The sequence below is a fragment of the Natronomonas sp. CBA1123 genome (assembly GCF_009741925.1).
Classification (GTDB): Archaea; Halobacteriota; Halobacteria; order Halobacteriales; family Haloarculaceae; genus Natronomonas.
In genome coordinates, this window is record NZ_WPCC01000003.1 from 94,372 (window position 1) to 111,938 (window position 17,567).

The 17,567-nt window shown below is 52.5% G+C and carries 16 protein-coding genes; 9 read left to right on the forward strand and 7 right to left on the reverse strand.

Annotated features, from left to right (window positions below):
* Positions 1 to 5: 5 nt before the first annotated feature.
* Positions 6 to 401 carry a metal-sulfur cluster assembly factor gene (locus GJ631_RS02885; protein ID WP_156707699.1) on the reverse strand — a complete coding sequence of 132 codons (396 nt, stop codon included), beginning with the start codon at positions 399 to 401 and terminating at the stop codon, positions 6 to 8.
* On the reverse strand, positions 367 to 1,443 hold the full coding sequence (locus GJ631_RS02890) for an amidohydrolase family protein (RefSeq protein ID WP_197424770.1): 1,077 nt from the start codon (positions 1,441 to 1,443) through the stop codon (positions 367 to 369). The genes GJ631_RS02885 and GJ631_RS02890 overlap by 35 nt, the downstream gene beginning before the upstream one ends.
* Before the next feature lie 268 nt (positions 1,444 to 1,711).
* Here GJ631_RS02890 and GJ631_RS02895 point away from each other — a divergent pair, with 268 nt between their 5' ends.
* The 3 genes from GJ631_RS02895 to GJ631_RS02905 all read left to right on the forward strand — a co-directional run bounded on the left by GJ631_RS02895 (position 1,712) and on the right by GJ631_RS02905 (position 4,188).
* Positions 1,712 to 2,746 (forward strand): MBL fold metallo-hydrolase, encoded by a 1,035-nt coding sequence (locus GJ631_RS02895; protein WP_156707701.1) that lies wholly within the window; start codon positions 1,712 to 1,714, stop codon positions 2,744 to 2,746.
* A 4-nt stretch (positions 2,747 to 2,750) separates the two neighbouring features.
* A complete protein-coding gene (locus tag GJ631_RS02900) occupies positions 2,751 to 3,521 on the forward strand; it encodes a hypothetical protein (RefSeq protein ID WP_156707702.1) in 771 nt (256 codons plus the stop codon).
* A gap of 328 nt (positions 3,522 to 3,849) precedes the next feature.
* Positions 3,850 to 4,188: a hypothetical protein gene (locus GJ631_RS02905; RefSeq protein ID WP_156707703.1), complete on the forward strand. Its 339-nt coding sequence runs from the start codon at positions 3,850 to 3,852 to the stop codon at positions 4,186 to 4,188.
* 86 nt (positions 4,189 to 4,274) lie between these two features.
* On the opposite strand, the gene GJ631_RS02910 is transcribed toward GJ631_RS02905, so the two are convergent.
* On the reverse strand, positions 4,275 to 4,664 hold the full coding sequence (locus tag GJ631_RS02910; protein ID WP_156707704.1) for a PaaI family thioesterase: 390 nt from the start codon (positions 4,662 to 4,664) through the stop codon (positions 4,275 to 4,277).
* A 707-nt stretch (positions 4,665 to 5,371) separates the two neighbouring features.
* Here GJ631_RS02910 and GJ631_RS02915 point away from each other — a divergent pair.
* On the forward strand, positions 5,372 to 6,922 hold the full coding sequence (locus GJ631_RS02915; RefSeq protein ID WP_156707705.1) for an AMP-binding protein: 1,551 nt from the start codon (positions 5,372 to 5,374) through the stop codon (positions 6,920 to 6,922).
* Between the two features lie 91 nt (positions 6,923 to 7,013).
* Here GJ631_RS02915 and GJ631_RS02920 read toward each other — a convergent pair whose 3' ends face one another.
* Both GJ631_RS02920 and GJ631_RS02925 read right to left on the reverse strand, forming a co-directional pair.
* Positions 7,014 to 7,421: an acyl dehydratase gene (locus GJ631_RS02920; protein WP_156707706.1), complete on the reverse strand. Its 408-nt coding sequence runs from the start codon at positions 7,419 to 7,421 to the stop codon at positions 7,014 to 7,016.
* Positions 7,418 to 7,927 (reverse strand): MaoC family dehydratase N-terminal domain-containing protein, encoded by a 510-nt coding sequence (locus GJ631_RS02925; RefSeq protein ID WP_156707707.1) that lies wholly within the window; start codon positions 7,925 to 7,927, stop codon positions 7,418 to 7,420. The genes GJ631_RS02920 and GJ631_RS02925 overlap by 4 nt, the downstream gene beginning before the upstream one ends.
* Positions 7,928 to 8,281: 354 nt before the next feature.
* Between GJ631_RS02925 and GJ631_RS02930 the strand changes: the two genes are divergently transcribed.
* The 3 genes from GJ631_RS02930 to GJ631_RS02940 all read left to right on the forward strand — a co-directional run bounded on the left by GJ631_RS02930 (position 8,282) and on the right by GJ631_RS02940 (position 11,774).
* Positions 8,282 to 9,979 carry a methylmalonyl-CoA mutase family protein gene (locus tag GJ631_RS02930; protein WP_156707708.1) on the forward strand — a complete coding sequence of 566 codons (1,698 nt, stop codon included), beginning with the start codon at positions 8,282 to 8,284 and terminating at the stop codon, positions 9,977 to 9,979.
* Entirely contained in the window at positions 9,976 to 10,398 is a 423-nt protein-coding gene (locus GJ631_RS02935; protein WP_156707709.1) for a cobalamin B12-binding domain-containing protein, read from the forward strand. The genes GJ631_RS02930 and GJ631_RS02935 overlap by 4 nt, the downstream gene beginning before the upstream one ends.
* A gap of 245 nt (positions 10,399 to 10,643) precedes the next feature.
* Positions 10,644 to 11,774, forward strand: coding sequence for an acyl-CoA dehydrogenase family protein (locus GJ631_RS02940; protein WP_156707710.1), 1,131 nt, complete (start codon positions 10,644 to 10,646; stop codon positions 11,772 to 11,774).
* Between the two features lie 187 nt (positions 11,775 to 11,961).
* On the opposite strand, the gene GJ631_RS02945 is transcribed toward GJ631_RS02940, so the two are convergent.
* Both GJ631_RS02945 and GJ631_RS02950 read right to left on the reverse strand, forming a co-directional pair.
* Positions 11,962 to 12,729: a hypothetical protein gene (locus GJ631_RS02945; RefSeq protein ID WP_197424771.1), complete on the reverse strand. Its 768-nt coding sequence runs from the start codon at positions 12,727 to 12,729 to the stop codon at positions 11,962 to 11,964.
* A 634-nt stretch (positions 12,730 to 13,363) separates the two neighbouring features.
* Positions 13,364 to 14,377: a tyrosine-type recombinase/integrase gene (locus GJ631_RS02950; RefSeq protein ID WP_156707712.1), complete on the reverse strand. Its 1,014-nt coding sequence runs from the start codon at positions 14,375 to 14,377 to the stop codon at positions 13,364 to 13,366.
* Between the two features lie 1,392 nt (positions 14,378 to 15,769).
* On the opposite strand from GJ631_RS02950, the gene GJ631_RS02955 reads away from it, so the two are divergent.
* Positions 15,770 to 16,507, forward strand: a complete 738-nt coding sequence (locus tag GJ631_RS02955) for a hypothetical protein (protein WP_156707713.1) — start codon at positions 15,770 to 15,772, stop codon at positions 16,505 to 16,507.
* A 400-nt stretch (positions 16,508 to 16,907) separates the two neighbouring features.
* Positions 16,908 to 17,528 carry a hypothetical protein gene (locus GJ631_RS02960; protein ID WP_156707714.1) on the forward strand — a complete coding sequence of 207 codons (621 nt, stop codon included), beginning with the start codon at positions 16,908 to 16,910 and terminating at the stop codon, positions 17,526 to 17,528.
* The last annotated feature ends 39 nt before the right edge of the window (positions 17,529 to 17,567 follow it).

Genomic DNA, 17,567 nt, shown 5'->3' on the forward strand with positions numbered 1-17,567 from the left:
TTCGGTTACTCAGGTGAATTTTTGATGAGCTGTCCAGCATCTCGTGCCTTCTTAAGATCTTCGGACAGCCGCTCCGGTCTCCACATTTTTTCGGTGGCGTTAATTATCTCAATGTCAACATCATCAATGGCGTCAATCTTCTGTACTTCTCGCTCAGCGTCCCTCATTATTTGTCCCATGTAAAGACACATAGGCGAGGTTGGGAGCAAACGGATTGAGACTGATCGGTCTTCCACCTGTATCTCTTCGACTAATCCGAGCTCAACGATACTGACTGGGCTTGCGGTGTTGCAGCTGCAGGGATCAAGTACCTCCTCAAGTTGCTGAACGACGTGGTCCTGCGTCGCTTGACTCTCAACCGACATCTCAGTCGTCACCCGCTGCTGGCTCGGGTTCGACATCTATCCCTGCACACGACCACGGCTCCGGCCGACCCTCTTCTTCGAGACGCTCTGCCCACTTGTCGTTCTGGACGTGCTCTCGAAGTTCGTCGGCGTCCCAGTCGTAAAGATTAATGAGGTTCTCGCCGAGAATTCCACGTTTCATCTCGTCGGTTAGCTCTGGATAGCCATATTCTTCCTGCATGTCTTCCGGGAACTGGTACTCCCAGAAGGCCTCAATGTATTGCTGGGCATGGACAAGCGGTACCCCTGTCGCCCAGATGATTTTACTCGGATCACCATGAAGGACCAGTTCCCCGAGAACTTCGGCGAATCGTCGCGGCTGGAGGGCGAGGATTCCCAGCGAGAGCTCCAGATTGAGCCAGATATTATCGAAGTTGGCTGTCATCGGCTTAATTTCGTGAATGTAGTGGATATCGGGATGGAGTAACTCGAACTGGATGTCTGGATACATCGCGGCTATTTCCGCGACATCGTTCGGGTCGACGTTGTGGATGCCAACGGGTCCGAGGGGGAGCACTTTATGAGAGCCGATGTGCTTGATACCTAATTCGTGTGCCTTCTCTACTATGGGAAGTAGGTCGTCATCAAGCCGTAGTTCGCGTACTCGTCCGTCATTGCGGTAGTACGTAGGATACGTTTTGAAGCCATCAACACCGTACTCCTCGACCTGCCGTTCCATTTCATCTATTGCGTCTTTCCCTAGTGGGTCTACGTCACCCAAGAGTTTCACACGCTTGGGATTGTTTTCTTTCAGTTTGAGGCCGGTTTCCAACGAGGAATACCCGTCATAAAAAAGGTCATAAATCGGCGTCGAGTGGTAGACCCCGAAGTCAACATCGCTTTCTAGAAACGTCGCTTCCTCGATTTCATCGGCGGTCCAGTTCCTGCACCACTGTTCTCTGGAATGTGCAAGTTCTGGTTCCAGGGCTTGCCCCTTCTGGAGCTCTACGACATTTTCCATCAACCGTTCGGCCTCTTTGTTTCGTAGGTTCTCGTCGGAGTTGTTCAGGGAATGGAGTACCCCGTCACCGATGAGCATATCTTTGTACATACCCAAAGCACCATGATAACACATAACGTGGTATGGGATAAATCTACCGGTAAAAATTGTAAACTGATGGCTAAACCGGTGTTAAATCGGTTATTCGGACCGTCTGATAGCGGTGTGCGACCTCGGTGCTGCTGATTTTCAGCAGTCGAAAACGTTGTTATACGCTGTGCTCTCTGCGTGTATCCTCACTAATGCCTGGAATATATCGGGGAGCGGGGAAAATTATATGCGGACGTAAATCTATTGCGCACACGCAATGGTTTTCGATACAAATCCTTCGGAGGTCTCGGAGTCCGAAGGCGAAGAATCGGGAGAGACGGAGCAGCAACGGGATGAAATTCATTCGAGGCGAATCGACGGTCCTGATTCGTTCCTCAATGAGCCAACAGAACTCACCGAAGGTGTCTATCTTCTTGAGGAATGTACTATCAACCCTCATCTCCGCGAACTAAAAGCCGCTCAGAACCCACAGTGGTTCAAGCGCGGTCACGAGTTCCACACGCCGATTAATACGTATCTGCTGGTCGGTGAGGACGAAGCCCTGTTGTTCGACACGTCGTCTCCGAATGTCAGAAACGCCATTACCGACGGGGTTCGAGAGATTCTTGAGAAGGAAGATGTGGAATTGTCGTATCTCGTGTTATCCCACGACGAGGCTGCTCATGTGGGGAACGCATACCCGATTAGTAGGGAAGCGGCCATGGTGCACCCAGATTACCAAGAAGACGCCGACGATACCTACGAACTACAAGAAGAACTCCATTCGACGCTGATTGCCCGGAAGCCGTCTCGAGTTGCTCCTGAATTCCACTACTTCGATGACGCGGAGTTAGTTGAACCTGGGCATACGATTGACTTGGGTGGCGGTCGAGTTGTCGAATTCATAGAACCTGTCTGGCAGGACGGGGCACCGACACTGTGGATGTATGACCACAAGGATAAGGGCCTCTACTGTGTCGACTCCTATGGATTCCCCCATTGTAGTGGTGACTGCGGCAAGTGGGCTGATGAACTCGAACACCGTGTTTCCCAAGACCAAATGATGGAGTACAACGGGCGGGCTTTCCGGTATATTCCGAACTGTAATCCGTGGAAAATAATCGACCAACACAATCATCTCTACGACAACTACGATATCGAACATATCTTCCCCGCTCACGGACAGCCGATTCGAGAGGAAATCGACCGATACCGGGGGCTGATGGATTCAATGGTTGAGCGCATCTCTCGAGACGGCTCACTGGGTACCGAATACGTTAGCGCGGAAGAACTCACCGACATATCGTTCTAAACCAATGGTCCGACAAATCACAGACAGTCTGTATTGGATTCATGAGTGCACCGAAGCACCGGATGCAGATCACCACATCCACACCTCGCTCTACATCATCGAACACGAGGGGAGCTACATCTTGCTTGACGATGGTCCGTTCCTTCACGCCGAGGGACTAAAAGAACAGGTTGAGGACATTACGGGTCCCGAAGGTCCGGATGCAAATTTCATTTTCAAACCCCACACTCCCCATTCCGGGAACGCAGGTCATTTCAAGGAGACGTGGGAGAACATGGAGGTGGTCTTCCCCATCGGAGGCGCGAAAGTATCGGGAATCCCGACGCCGGTTACCGGCTTCGACGAACTGGTCGGGCCGATATCCATCGAGGGCCGGAAAATGAGTCTCACCGAAGTACCGGTAATCGACGTTCAGACGACCACTTGGGTGTTCGACGAGGTCGACAACGTGTGGTTCACACTGGAAGGGTTTGGATACTTCCATGAAGGAAACCAGTGTAATTTGGTATCAAACGAATACGGAGAAGGTCTCGAATACAACTATATCGACGACTACTACGCGGATGACTTCGTGGCGTGGGCGAAGTACGTGGATGCCGAGCGTACCGTCTCGCGAATCATGGGCTTGCTGGACAAATACGAACCAGAAGTTATCGCACCTGCACACGGCGCCCCGATAATCGGCGACGACATTGACCACTACATGCGTCAGTTCGCCGAATCGATGGAGGTCAAAGACGAGAGTTTCGAATTACCGCCGTACGGTGAGTATTAAACAGAGGTGTGGAATTGGTCCTACCGAATAGAGAATAAGTGGGTTTCACAGTTCGTAGATCAATGTAATCTCTGGCGCAATGAGCGTCTAAATTACTAATGACCATCGAGGAACTCACAGAACCATCAGCAGAAACATACTTTTCGAAGTATCTGCAATTCGACCTGGTACATGCGTCCATGAGTGTAGCACACTCAGTCGTCGTACGATATGCTGCATAAAAACACAGACATCTCGGTATATACGAAATTAGAGAATTGCTGTTTGGATGTAAGCTCACGGAGCTGCCCATAAATTTATCATTCCATACGAAAAAGGGTCGAGCGTGATGTCGAACCAAGATAACGACGATAGGCTTTCTAATCCGTCCATACTCAAGTCTCGGTTCAACGAGACGGAGGACGGAAAACGATTCTTGGGTATCCACAGACGCGGTCAACATAAAGTGGAAAACGAGTACGTTGTTGGAGACGACAGGGAAACCCTCTATCTAACTACTCGGCGATACGACGAGGAAGGGGAGGTGATTGAGGGGACGTCACAAGAGTGGGGACTCACGGAGGATTCGAAACACGTTGCAGAGTCTGGTGAACCAATCAAGGTGTTCTGTCAGTCCGACCATTTTTCGGGTGAGTTTTTTGGCTTAGCTGGTGGTGGCGTAGAGTAATCTCAGCGCCGCCGATTCTGTAAGGAGTTGACCGTCTGTAGTTTGCCAACGCATCGAATCGCTTGGTATTTTCTTTTACACTTCAGTTACCAGCCATGAGCGTCGTACACGCCTCTGACAACCGCGATTCGAGTGTCCTCATTATCGGTTATGTTCACATGAACGACCCCTGCCGACCTAGAGACACGTTCCACAGTAGCTTCCGCAAACAGTGTTCCGGTCCCTGCATTCAGATAGTCGACACGCATATCGATTGTTGGCGGAGGTTGGTTTATTTTGGACATCATCGCTGCGCCCCCGACCGTATCCGCGAGTGAATACGTCACGCCGCCATGAGCGATTACCTTATCCGAGTGTCCAGAAAGTTCCTTGCGTAAATCTAACTTTCCCTCCGCGTATCCATCGTTTGCTTCTGTAATTTCGATCCCCAAGAGCTGGACTAATGGTGCAGAATTGATGAATTCTTCTGTACTCATTCTCGTGTCAGAGGGTTATTTACAGCGGTGTATATGCTTTGCTGTCGCTTCAGCCGTGCAAAGGGTACTGTTCACGGTAGGGCCTTTGCGGACCTCTGCCAGTATAAGTCCTGAAGGTGATGCCGCAATTTTCATTGCATATGCAAGAAATCCGCCGCCTCATCAAAAGCAACGTGTCCTCCGACGCTGTGAGCACTGGAGAGCGAGGGGACATTTGAATTGAGGATGCAGGTCGTCCCCGACTGAATATGACCGGATGATGGCTGTCAGATACCGTCTCTATCGTCAACGGTCTTAATGTCGACCCACCATTCACAAGGATTCACATCCGAATTTTTGGCCACTGACGAGACCGAAATCTGGGTGAATAATATGCATTACTGGCTGATTGCTGCGGTTGACCTCGAGACTACTGCCAGCTATCCGGCATCTGTTCTACAACCAAGCTTTGAGCGATCTCATTCTTTACTGAAGGCGTAAATCGGTTCAAAATAGCTAAACCCTCTAGCTTTAACATGTCCTCCAGTATGGGGGTGATATTGAACCGGCTATGAACGTGAATCGCCAGGGTTCTTTGTCTAGCAAATAGACATGTGGATTCGAAACCCGCAGGACTGGGTTGTAGTTTTGCCACGAATTCCAAACAGCAAATTTGAACAATATGCTATGGGGGTAAATTTTTATATGTGTTCGTATAATCGGCTTCCATGGATATCGTCTCCGGTGGAAACATCCGTAAGCTATGGAAAGACCGAGTGGCCACCTCTGGTGATGACTCGTTTTTAATATACGAGTCGGCTGAAGGTGACGAAGAAGTATATTCGTACAAAAAATTTAATGAAAAGATAGATACGACAGCGAGAGCACTCCACGACGAACTGGGGGTTCGGAAAGGAGACCATGTAGCGATTCATCTCCCGAACTGCTCGCAGTACGTTCAGGTCTGGTTTGCCTTGATGAAGCTCGGTGCCGTAGCGGTTCATTCCAATACACAGCACACACCTAGAGAGATCGAATACACGCTGGATATCGCGGATGCGGAGTTACTGATTACCGAACCCGATTTTGAGGACGACATTGCGGCGGGGATCGAAGAAACTGATATCGACGAAATCGTGTGGGCTCGTCCAGAGAAAATCGAAAAAGAGCGGGATTTGCTGCTCTCCTCACTGGTTGAGAACGCCGAACCGGACCTCCCTGATACAGAGATTGATACCGAAGACCACGCCGAAATCCTATTCACATCAGGGACGACGAGTATGCCGAAACCGGCCCTTCACACTCACGCTACCCTAATGACTGGCGGCGAGCGTATCGCCAAACATCTGGCCCTGCAACCCTCCGACCGTAACCTATCTGCACTACCACTGTATCACGGTAGTCCACAAATTCTAGCAATTTTCTCATCACTAACCGCTGGCGCTACAGCTATTCTGTATGAGGAATTCAAAGCCTCAAAGTTCATGGATCAGGTGCGTAAACACCGAGCAACAGTAACCACTTGCATTGGGACACAGGTTCGTGCACTGATGGCTACTCCTGAATCGGGAACCGACGGGGATAACGACCTGCGACACGCCTTTACCGCGTTTAATGTCCCTGAGGAAATGAAGAACGAATTCGAAGATCGGTTTGATGTCTCCTTGCTCAACAGCTACGGGTGTACCGAGGCGCTCATTCTTCTGACGCTCGCTCCTGTGTACAATGAGCGTCGATGGCCGTCCATAGGCCGCCCTGTGTTAGGGAGAGACCTTCACATCTTGGACGATGAGGGGAACAAAGTCGATATCGGGGAACGGGGTGAAATAGCTGTCAACGCAAAACGTGGCCGGACCGTCCTGAAAAAATACTACAATATGCCGGAAAAGACTGAGGAGGCTTTCAACGAAGATGGACTGTTCCTCACGGGAGATTTCGGTCGGTTTGATGACGATGGGTTCCTATATTTCGTAGATAGGAAAAAGAATATCATTGAAACCCGTGGTGAGAACGTTAGTGAAGCTGAAGTCGAAGAAGTTCTCGGAGAACATCCCAACATCGATGAAGCTGTCGCCTTGGGTATACCCCACGAAATCTACGGCGAAGCTGTGAAAGTATATATAAAATTGTTTGACGATCTCACCGAAGAAGAGGTTTTCGAGTACGCGCAAGAGAATTTAGCGAATTTCAAGGTCCCCGAAGAAATCGAGTTCGTCGATGAATTTCCCCGAACCAGTATCGGAAAAATCGAAAAGAGCGCACTTCGAGAGGAAGAATAGCTAAACCAGAGACTCAAACACTCCCTGAAGCGCCGGAGAGAACTGTCAGAGTCGATTCTTTGCCTCGAAACCGTTGTTCTCTTATTTACACTCACTCGTGAGGTACGACAACCGCTGTCCCGTCGGCACACCGCCCTTCGTCAGATTCTGTCCACACTTCGAATTCGATACGACCATGCTCTTCGTCAATTGCAGTGATTTCCGCATTGGCGGTTAATTTTTCATCGGGCACGGCCCGACCTACGTTACTCCACTCAAGCTCGGCTAACCGTCCGTCAGCAGGCAACCAGTTGAGAAGTAGTTGTTGGATCGAGGCTCCATGGAAGTGTGCCTGAACGAGAACGTCTGGGTGACCTTCGACGTCTTTTGCGTACTCTGGGTCGTAGTGGATTCGATGTGGGTTCCACGCCATCGCACTGAAGCGGAACAGTTGGGGTCGACTCGGCTCTTTCTCCAGCGTCAGTCGATCCCCCACCGATACGCTGTCGATATCGTTCATTGTCTGTCCCCCACAATCACGGTTTCATCACAACTCAACACCCTGGTCTCAGCATCGGTGAAATACTCCGACTGTAACTCCAAAAACGTGAGTTGCCCCATCGACGCGCTCTCACGCTGATATATGTCGACAAACGTTTCGTGGATCGTGACTCTGGATCCTGCTGTCGCGTACGTCTCAATGGTTAATTTCTGTCCACCACCCATGAGAATCGAATCCGATGGTAACTCTATCGGATACAGATGAGGGTCGAGTCCATCTTCTCGAAGATTGTCATCAGGACATCCTGTGGACCGTTCAATAATCGCAGGAAGAAAATTCGGCGGGATAACCAGGTCGTCGTACTCTTGGCTTCGGGCCGCTTCGACATCGTGAAAAATCGGATTGTCGTCCTCAACGGCACGTGCGTATCGGCGAACATCACGCCGGGTAACTAAACCGTATTCGTATACGTCGGTAGTCCCGAGATCCTCCTCGTAGTCCTCGGGTGTAATTTTGGAACTCATTCGGATCTGGTTCTTCGCAAATTCTTGGCATACGATTTCCTGTCTTGCAGGTCCCGGCTATCCGCACTTGTACAGCGGGTAGCGCTTACCGGAACGGAGCGCTCTACCTTTCCAACTGGTTCAATAATTGCAACCATGATTACTGAGTTTTGTTACCCTCCGAGTCGGATATTCAAATCCAATCCATGATAAATTTCACGGCTATGCTCAAATTCATCTCGTGTGAGTACATCGGTCGAATATGGTTGCCAATCTGTTATACCTGGCCTCAATAGATCACGCTGTCTGCTGGTGTCATCACGAGTATCTGCATCAATGGCAAGTATTTTGCCATATGATAACAATCTCTGTGATATGTTTGACCAAAAAGACCTTGACTCGATCCGTGAGTCTCGTCAGGAGTGGGAATCCGAGACGCTGGAGCCGTTTCTAGAGAAAGGCGAGCGCAAGGAGCGATTCGCAACGGTTTCGAACCACGAGGTCGACCGGCTGTACACGCCGGAGGATGTGTCCAACATCGACTACGACGAGGACCTCGGCTATCCCGGGGAACCACCGTACACGCGTGGTCCGTACCCGACGATGTACCGCGGTCGGACGTGGACGATGCGGCAGTTTGCGGGGTTCGGCACGGCCGAAGAGACCAACGAACGGTTCCACTACCTAATTAATGAAGGCCAGACGGGACTGTCGACGGCTTTCGACATGCCGAGTCTGATGGGTATCGACTCCGACCACCCCATGAGCGAGGGCGAGGTTGGAAAGGAGGGCGTCGCTGTCGATACCCTCCGAGACATGGAAATTCTCTTCGACGGCATCGACATCAGCAAAATTTCGACGAGTTTCACCATCAACCCCAGCGCTGCCGTTATCTATGCGATGTACATCGCGTTGGCCGACCAGCAGGGTGTTCCCCGTGAGGAGGTCCGCGGAACCCTTCAAAACGACATGCTCAAGGAGTTCATCGCACAGAAGGAGTGGGTCATCCCACCTGAACCCTCGTTGGATGTCGTCACCGACACCGTCGAGTTCGCCGTTGAGGAGACGCCGAAGTTCCACCCGATCTCGGTGTCAGGGTATCACATCCGCGAGGCGGGATCGACCGCTGTACAGGAGGCAGCGTTCACGCTGGCGGACGGCTTCGCCTACGTCGAGGACTGTCTCGACCGCGGCCTCGAAATCGACGAGTTCGCGCCGCTACTGTCCTTCTTCTTCAACTCACATAACTCCATCTTCGAGGAAGTCGCGAAGTTCCGCGCCGCACGACGCATTTACTCTCGCGTGATGGAAGAATGGTACGGCGCCGAGGCCGACGAGTCGAAACGTCTGAAGTTCCACACCCAGACGGCGGGTCAATCGCTGACAGCCCAACAGCCGCTGAACAATATCGTCCGAGTTACGATTCAAGCCCTAGCAGCAGTCATGGGCGGTTCCCAATCGTTGCACACTAACAGCTACGACGAGGCACTCGCACTGCCGAGCGAGGAGGCCGTTCGGGTGGCGCTGCGGACCCAGCAGATTATCGCAGATGAGTCCGGCGCTGCCGACATCGTCGACCCGATGGGCGGCAGTTTTACTATCGAAAAACTCACTAACGAGATGGAGGCCGAAATAATGGCCTACATCGAGGAGATCAAAGAGATGGGTGACGGATCTGTCCGAGACGGTGTTCTAAACGGCATACCACAGGGGTACTTCCACCGCGAAATCCAGGATGCCTCTTATGAATACCAGAAACGTGTTGATTCGGGCGAGGAGGTCGTCGTTGGCGTCAACGAGTACACCATCGACGAAGAGGCCGATCCGGACATCCTGAAAATCGACCCTGAAACCCGTAACCGGCAACTTGAGCGGCTTAAGGCGGTCAAAGATGAACGCGACGACGCGGCCGTCGAAGAGATGCTTGAAGAGCTGTCGGAAGCCATTGACAACGGCGAGAACGTGATGCCCTACATCATCGACGCGGTGAAAGCGTACGTGACGATGGGTGAAATCATGGAAGTGTTCGAGGATCATCACGGCGCTTATCAAGAGACGGCGAGTCTAGCATGAGCGCCGAACACACGGATGGTCAGCGGACGATTCGGTGTCTTGTGGCGAAGGTGGGACTCGACGGCCACGATCGCGGCGCCCACGTCATTGCTCGGGCCTTCCGCGACGCTGGATTCGAAGTCATCTACTCGGGGCTCCACCAAGCGCCAGACCAAATCGTCCAGGCGGCAGTTCAGGAGGACGTTGACGTGCTCGGTATCTCGATTCTGTCGGGGGCCCACGACACCCTCGTCCCGAAAATCATCGATGGGCTGAAAGAGTACGACGCATTCGAGGACACCCTCGTGTTGGTCGGCGGTATCGTCCCCGACGACGACCGAGAGGAACTCTATGAGCTGGGAGTCTCCGAAATCTTCGGTCCCGGTTCGTCGATGCAGGACACCATCGATTTCGTCCGAGAGAACGCCCCGGAACGATAGACGCGAAACCTCTCTTGAATCGATGTGGTACTCTTGGCTACCGAATCCAAGAGTGGTTGTGAAATGACGTGGAGAATATCAACAAGATGGTGGCATACTATATGGAGCATTGCAGAAACTAGTCTCCGTGATTTTGGCAAACACGATTTGTCGCGTTTCCAGGTGCTTTTACTCTAGAATTACGCTTGAACGCAGCCATTAGTGCGGGGGAAGAGTTAATGTAGATTCTTTTCAAAGGTTATTGTATGCTTGACCTAAACGACGAGCAACGGATGATAGTATCGTCATTGCGAAATATTGTTCAGGAGGAGTTCGAGAAGACCGCATCTGACTGGAACGGTGAAATGCCATGGGAGAACCTGCAAATTCTCGCAGACCACGGGTTTTATGGTATCAACTTTGACGAAGAATACGGTGGCGCGGGGATGACGGAGTTTGAGGCCATACTCGCGACGGAAATAATCGGGCGTGAGTGCCCGTTGACCGCTTGGCACTATGGTGACCAGCATCTCATTTCTCCGCGTGCTATTCAAGAGTTCGGTAGCGAAGCTGTCAAAGAACGATATCTCCCATCGATTATGGAGGCCGAAGACCGAATCGCTGTCGGGATGTCTGAGCCAGAAGCGGGGTCCGATTTGAAGGCAATGACAACGGCGGTTGAGGAACGAGATGGTGAATTGGTGCTGAACGGCGAAAAAATTTGGATGAGTTCGGCACCAGAGTGTGTCGCTACTATCATATGGGCGATGTTCCCTGAAGGGATGGGGACCCTTATTTTGAATCTTGACGCAGACGGTGTTGAGTTCGTTAGCGACTTCACAAACATGGCAGGAGAAGTTCAATCCCAGATTCGCATGAACGATGTCATCATCCCGGAAGAGAACGTTTTGACCCGGGGTGAGGGATTCAAACTCCAGATGAAAGCGTTGAATTGGGAGCGTCTTGCGGGAACCACTATCGCGAACGCAACCGCGTTGTGTGCGCTCGATAAAGCGCTTGACTACTCTCAGGACCGAAAACAATTCGGTCAACCTATTGGAGATTTCCAGGGTATCGAATTCAAACTCGCCGATATGGTCACCGAGTTGCAGGCCTCCCGCCAGCTCTTGTTCCAGACGGGGAAGAACGCTGTTGACCAAGGGCGAGTTCCCGACCCAATGGAGACACTGATGGCGAGCTTGTACGCAGCACAGACTGCGGGAACTGTCGTTGACGAGGCGCTACAGATTCACGGTGCCAATGGTTACATGCAAGGCCATGATCTCGAGTACCTCTATCGATTCGCAAGAGGGTTCCGCATCGGTGGGGGTACCGATGAAATTCTCAAAAATGAAATCGCGAAATTCTTGAAAGAGGAAGGTGCTCCCCGACTTTGATTCTGGTACTGACCATCTAGCGTTTGGATAGACTACGCCAGTGTTCTCTTCGTAGGGCAAAAATATTCTAAATTCTATACGTCTGCCTAAGACGTCGTTAGAACCTGTCTCTACACCGTTCGCCTTCAGCGCTTCCATCCGGATTTAGTTCCCTCGAGACACAACTGTCGACTGGAGTCTTGACCTTTCAGTTCAATGATGCTCCAACGCCGCTGTCGCAGTTGCCGTCCAGTGCGTGACTGGCCGGTCCGGTCGCCTCGCCACGACATTGTTCGATGCGATATCGTGTTTTGGCGAGGGCATGCAACGCTGGAAATTGGGTCTTGAGGTCGCTGTAGAGGTAGGCATTGAGAGCGTGTGCCCCGACGTTCGCGTGCTCGTCAATGGTTTGCCGCTCGGCGATGTGGTGTTGTCGCTGTTCGGAACGTTGGTCACATCGCTCGACAGCCTCTTCGTAGGTCTCCCAGATGTCCACGAACCTCTCGAACTGGAGGCATCCCAACGTACAGGCCGGCAGTTCCTGAAGCATATCCTCAATATCGATGACTGCCTTCTGGACCGTTCGCACCGACTCGTGTTCGGTCTCCAGTGCCTGTATAAATCGGGTACGCGATTCGATAGCCTCGGTCGTCGCAACCAGCAAATTCCGCTTGAACTGCTGTGTCACCGGTTCGTCCTCCTGGAGCGCATCGGCCAGCGACGGCGTGAATTCGGCTTCAAGGCTTTCAGAAACCAGTTCATCGTAGGTCGCCTCGAAGTCTGGCGTCGACATAACCGTCTTTTTGTATGCTTCGAGGAGACATCCGGTCCTTGTTCCACCGTTGCCGGTGGCTGTCTGGGCCTGGCTGACCGACTCGCGGAACGTTTCGAATGCCCTACGCTCTTGCTGTAGGCTCTGCTTTTCCTCCGTGACACGCTTTGCTGCCCGATCGAGTATCTCACATTCGGTGGTCATGGTGTTACTGTAGGCTACCGCTGGGTCTGCAACCTGTCGCGAACCTATGTGACAGATATTAACACGATAGGACTTAACACTATTTCATCACTTATTTTAAATATAGTTCTGGTCGGGACTGATTCGTCACCCTGATCATTCACGTGCAACTGTCTGTGGTCATATTTTGGAGCACGTAGTCAAAATACCTTGTTCAAAGGTGCTTAATTCCTATTCTCACAACGTAAAACGCATATGTAGCCAAGTGAATTTGGTTATGTGTCAGTTATAAATTTAATTTTGAAACGGCGGCTGGGATTCTGCAAATGCATTAGTTCCTATCACTTCGAAAGAAACAGCTTTTATCTTTATGTAAATTTTTTACTATGATGGAAATCAAATTTTCGTGCGACTGCGGGCACGACACTCCGGATTTCACACGATGTTAGGTGACAAAAACGTAAAATTAGAGTGCTCGAACTTCGGGATCGTGTGGGCGCCCCCATCGACGAATATCCGAGGTGACGACAATGAAGCACAGGGTAACTAATCACTGAAGCCAACGGGAAGCGCAGACACAACTTCGATTCAAGGAAACAGATATGGTACAAACTGATCTTCTACCTCGTGCAAAACAATATGCACCGAATGAAAGCTATTCATCAGGAAGGTACCGTCGCCTTTGCTGAACCTTCTCTTGTTCTGTGCGCTGGTCGTAATGCCGTTCCAACACGCCCAGTCCAACGTCCATCCGGTCGCTGACTACTTTCTCTGGTGTATTCGACTGCAAGTGGTGGGTGATTGCACCGCGCCGAACCGGGTGCGGACTCAGCGCTGACGGGCAGGAGTGTGCCTTTTCGGTTCGATATGCATCACAGTCGTCGATTTCCCGGCTGTGAGGACACTCTTTTGCGTAGATACACGGCCGAGTATACTGATACGCGATCGTCCTACCGCGGTTCCTGCTTAGTCGACTTCTGGACGTAGCAAACAGCGGATTCCGACCGCAGTCATCCACGATACCGGGATGATTGTGCTCAAGCCAATCATCGAGTATCCGGCAGACGCTATCGCTCAGTGCGACCAGTCGCTCACTCTTTGAGGCGTTCTTGAGTGCCGTTCCCTGCTCGGGGCGATGGACCATCGCGAGGTACTGTTCGTCTGGATCGTAATCCTCGATGTCAACGCCAACTGCGGCTCCGATCCGCAGCCCAGTGTGCCAGAGTACTGCGAGTAGCGCATGCTCCAACTGGGCGTATCTGTACTGGTCGAGGAATTCGAATATGTCGCGGGCTCTATCGGCTTCCAACAACTCTTCACGAGCATCGGCTTCGGTGGTCGTCGGGAGGATGATTTTCTCATCGAGGCCACCTTTGACCGCATCGATACTGGCACAGAATCTGAGGAACACGCGCATCGTCGCCATCTGGCCTTTCATTGTCGCTGTAGCCAGATTATCGTCGGTTCGGCGTTTGACCCGGAAGCGATGAATATCACGCCCGGATAGCTCGTTGATGTTGTCGATGTCTTCGGTATCACACCACGCAACGAACTGCTTCAGTCGATACCCATGCGCCTGGATGGTCGCATCCGCGAGTTCGTGGCGTCGTTCGTCGAGATACATTTGCCGAGCTTCTGCCGGTGATAGTGGTTCCAGTTCGTCTGTCATTGGTCTGAGTGCGAAGCTACCGACAACAACGACGATTCTGACCCGGCACGTTGTGGACTGTTAGGCCGATATTCGGCTGGCTGAGCGTCCCGAACGTTCTGGATGGCCCCCGGCAGGGCCCATCCAGATTTTGCACGATTCGTAGCCAACGGATTCGTGCGTATTAGCGTCTCTAAGATGGCTTTTCCCCTTTCTATTCCATACTCGTGATATGGTCTCGTTTGGAGTTCAACCAACGGTTAGATGCGGGTCGCCGCTGTCATGCGTTCGCGAATAGTCGAAAAGGGGAGTACACCGATCCGTGGTTGCGTCTTGAGGGATTCGTCGATTGGAGTCGTGAATCCTATGATGGCGAGAGGGGACTCTCACGTGGGACCCTGTCGAAGGAACGAGTACCTGTGGTGTGTGACGACGCTCGGTGAATCGACCGACCGCTCTGGCAATCTGCCATTACCGCCGACGCCGTAAAGCGGCGCCACCTGCCGACTCCGTAGCCCGGCGACTCCTGTCATAGACTCCGCCCTGCTCGGGCGGATAACGCGACACTGTATCACGTGACCACGCCGTTTTGGGCTGACGTTCGTACAAAATAACCCTGGTGTGGTTCTACTGTTGGTAGTCTCGGCCGTACACCTCGTCGCAGTTGGTTCGTCGACTCCGGTAGCCAGTTGCCAGTCTACAATATTCTTAGAATGTATATCTCATGTGTAAACTAGCGTCTATCGCTTATGTAGCTAAGCGTTAAACGTTGTGGAAGCTACTCCAGAGCCGGTTTCGTAATTTTGTGCTCCCGTTGCGTTTAGTATCTGGTAGCGTTTGCATACGCTCCAACCGGTGTGCGTTCTCACTCCGAGAACAGTTGGAGGAAATAAGCCCTCGAAGATCGAGCACTTTCCACCAAATATAACAAAATTAAGCTTGTTATAGAAGGTGGGCAGAGTAATGATTACGAATTCCTTCCGCTTGATACCGGCTCGAGTTGCGCTGGGCTTGACATACTGACAATTAGCCCAATCAGCTAGGTGGTTTAGACTTTCCCTCGATGATTCCGGTCGCTGGAGTCTGCCCCTTGGTTCGATTCACTCGACTCGAGACGGTGTGATGTTCTGGGGCGGAACCCCGTTCAACTATTTATATCAAGCTCGTTTACCTGGGGATTCAATCGAGCCATCTCAGCCAGTTCCGTCTTATCGAACAGGCCGCTACACGATGGAACGATAGGAAACGACGATCAACGGACTCGAAATTTGTCCATCTAGACGGACCGGACGGCAGTTCCGAAGTTCGTATTCGACTCGACTCGCGTTCGAGTTCGGTTGAAACGAATAAAGGACGTGACAGTAGTATGGGTAAATAAATATTTATATGTGATTGTGTACAACTACCACACCGATGGCGTCGACCGCTGAGTACGACTCGTCCACCCAGTACTTCGAGTCGCTTCGAGGTTACGTCCTCTCGCCGTTCCCTACCGCACTCCGAATCATCTCGCATGAGCGAGAGCAGGTCAAAGCCGAACTGCGAGCCTTCGAAACGTTCCTTGACCGAGTCGAGGAGATCGAATGTGAGCCGCCACAGTGGAGACACGCTGACGGAATCGACGGTGCGAAAAGCCGGAAACTCCCAAAGGTACGTGATGCCTACCAGCAGACGGTCATGAGCGTGGGTCACTACGACGACGTCTACAACAACACGCTGCTTGCGGACGTTGAGGCGGAGTTTGGCTCAGAACTCGCCGCCGTAGTCCATCCGACCACGGAGACATCGTTCACCGAACGGACACGAGGACTCGTCGTCACCGCTGCGAAAAACAGTATCCAACAACGGACCGCGATGCTTGAGCGACTCGACGCGGAGGAGCAGTCACTGGAGACGGCACAAGAACAGATTCGGGACTTCGTTGAAGAACTGGACGGCGCTCATATCCCCTACTGGTACGCCAAGACGTTCCTCACACGTATCGACGAAGTCGCATGCAACCGGCAGGCAATGATTAGACGCACTCGAACGTCCGGTTTCACCAACGGCCACCAGCTCTGCGAATACCTCTATGGCGACGAACAGTGGACGTACCCGGTACTTACTGGTCTCGGGCGCCTCCGTGAAACGATCGTCGTCCCGGAAAAATGAACGTCGGTGTCTTTCCACTCCTTGGAGAGCGACTCCGAGTCGGACCGCGACTAGCGAACCACTTAGGTGGACAGCGGACGTGTGATACCCAATGAAATCGTCCATGGCTCTGGACTACGATTCGAACGAATCCACCATCATGCCAGCACGACACTGGCCGAACCGAGACGAGAGAAGGTAACCGCCCGTGGCGAGTACATCTGCTGGACGGTACGGAGCGGTGTGGCTACTTGTCATATGTTTGCTGCTCGCCGGCTGTCAGGGATTGGTTGGAGTAGACGAGCGCTCCTCTGACACACCCACCGTAACCCCCGCCGTCGTGCCGGACCAAGCAAGTGAAGCCTTCTCGGCAGAGGGCGTCGACGCCGGTCGGCTTGCCGAGCTCCACCGACAAGCTCTGATGCGGACGAACTACACGCTCACACTCTCGGAGCGGCTCGTCATCGATGGGGACCCCCGCCGTGTCACGACCCGTCGTCGTCAGGTTGGGGCGGAGGCACGGGCTTACGGAATCACTCGCACCGAACGGACGGAAAAGTTCGCGCCGTCGAACTACGCCGGTATCGAGGGCTACTGGTACAACGGGTCAACGGAGTTGATTCGGTACCCCCGGAGCGCCGGACAGCGATACGAAGAGGTCGAGAATCCGGGCCAAGGACTACTTACTGACCCGACAGAGCACCGGACCATCGAGGGGATGGTGAGTGCGTTCGATACCAAAGCCGGGACGCGAGAGCGGCTTCCAAATGGTTCGTATCTAGTCCGCACCGGTGAACTATCCCGAGCGGACCGGATACCGGGGCTTGGCTACTTCGTGGACCCACGGAACGCCACGCTCAGCCTGGTCGTCAATCCCCGTGGATTCGTCGAGCGCTACCGAGTATCGTACTCCGCCACTATTGCCGGCACGGACCGGCAGGTCGAAGTCAGCCGAGAACTGGAAGTAACACGTGTCGGGAGGACGGCTGTACGACCACCGGCGTGGGCCGGAGCGGGTCAGTCGGGTAACGGGACCGACTGAGACCGCATGGTGTAGAGAAAGACGGTGATTCGACCGCCG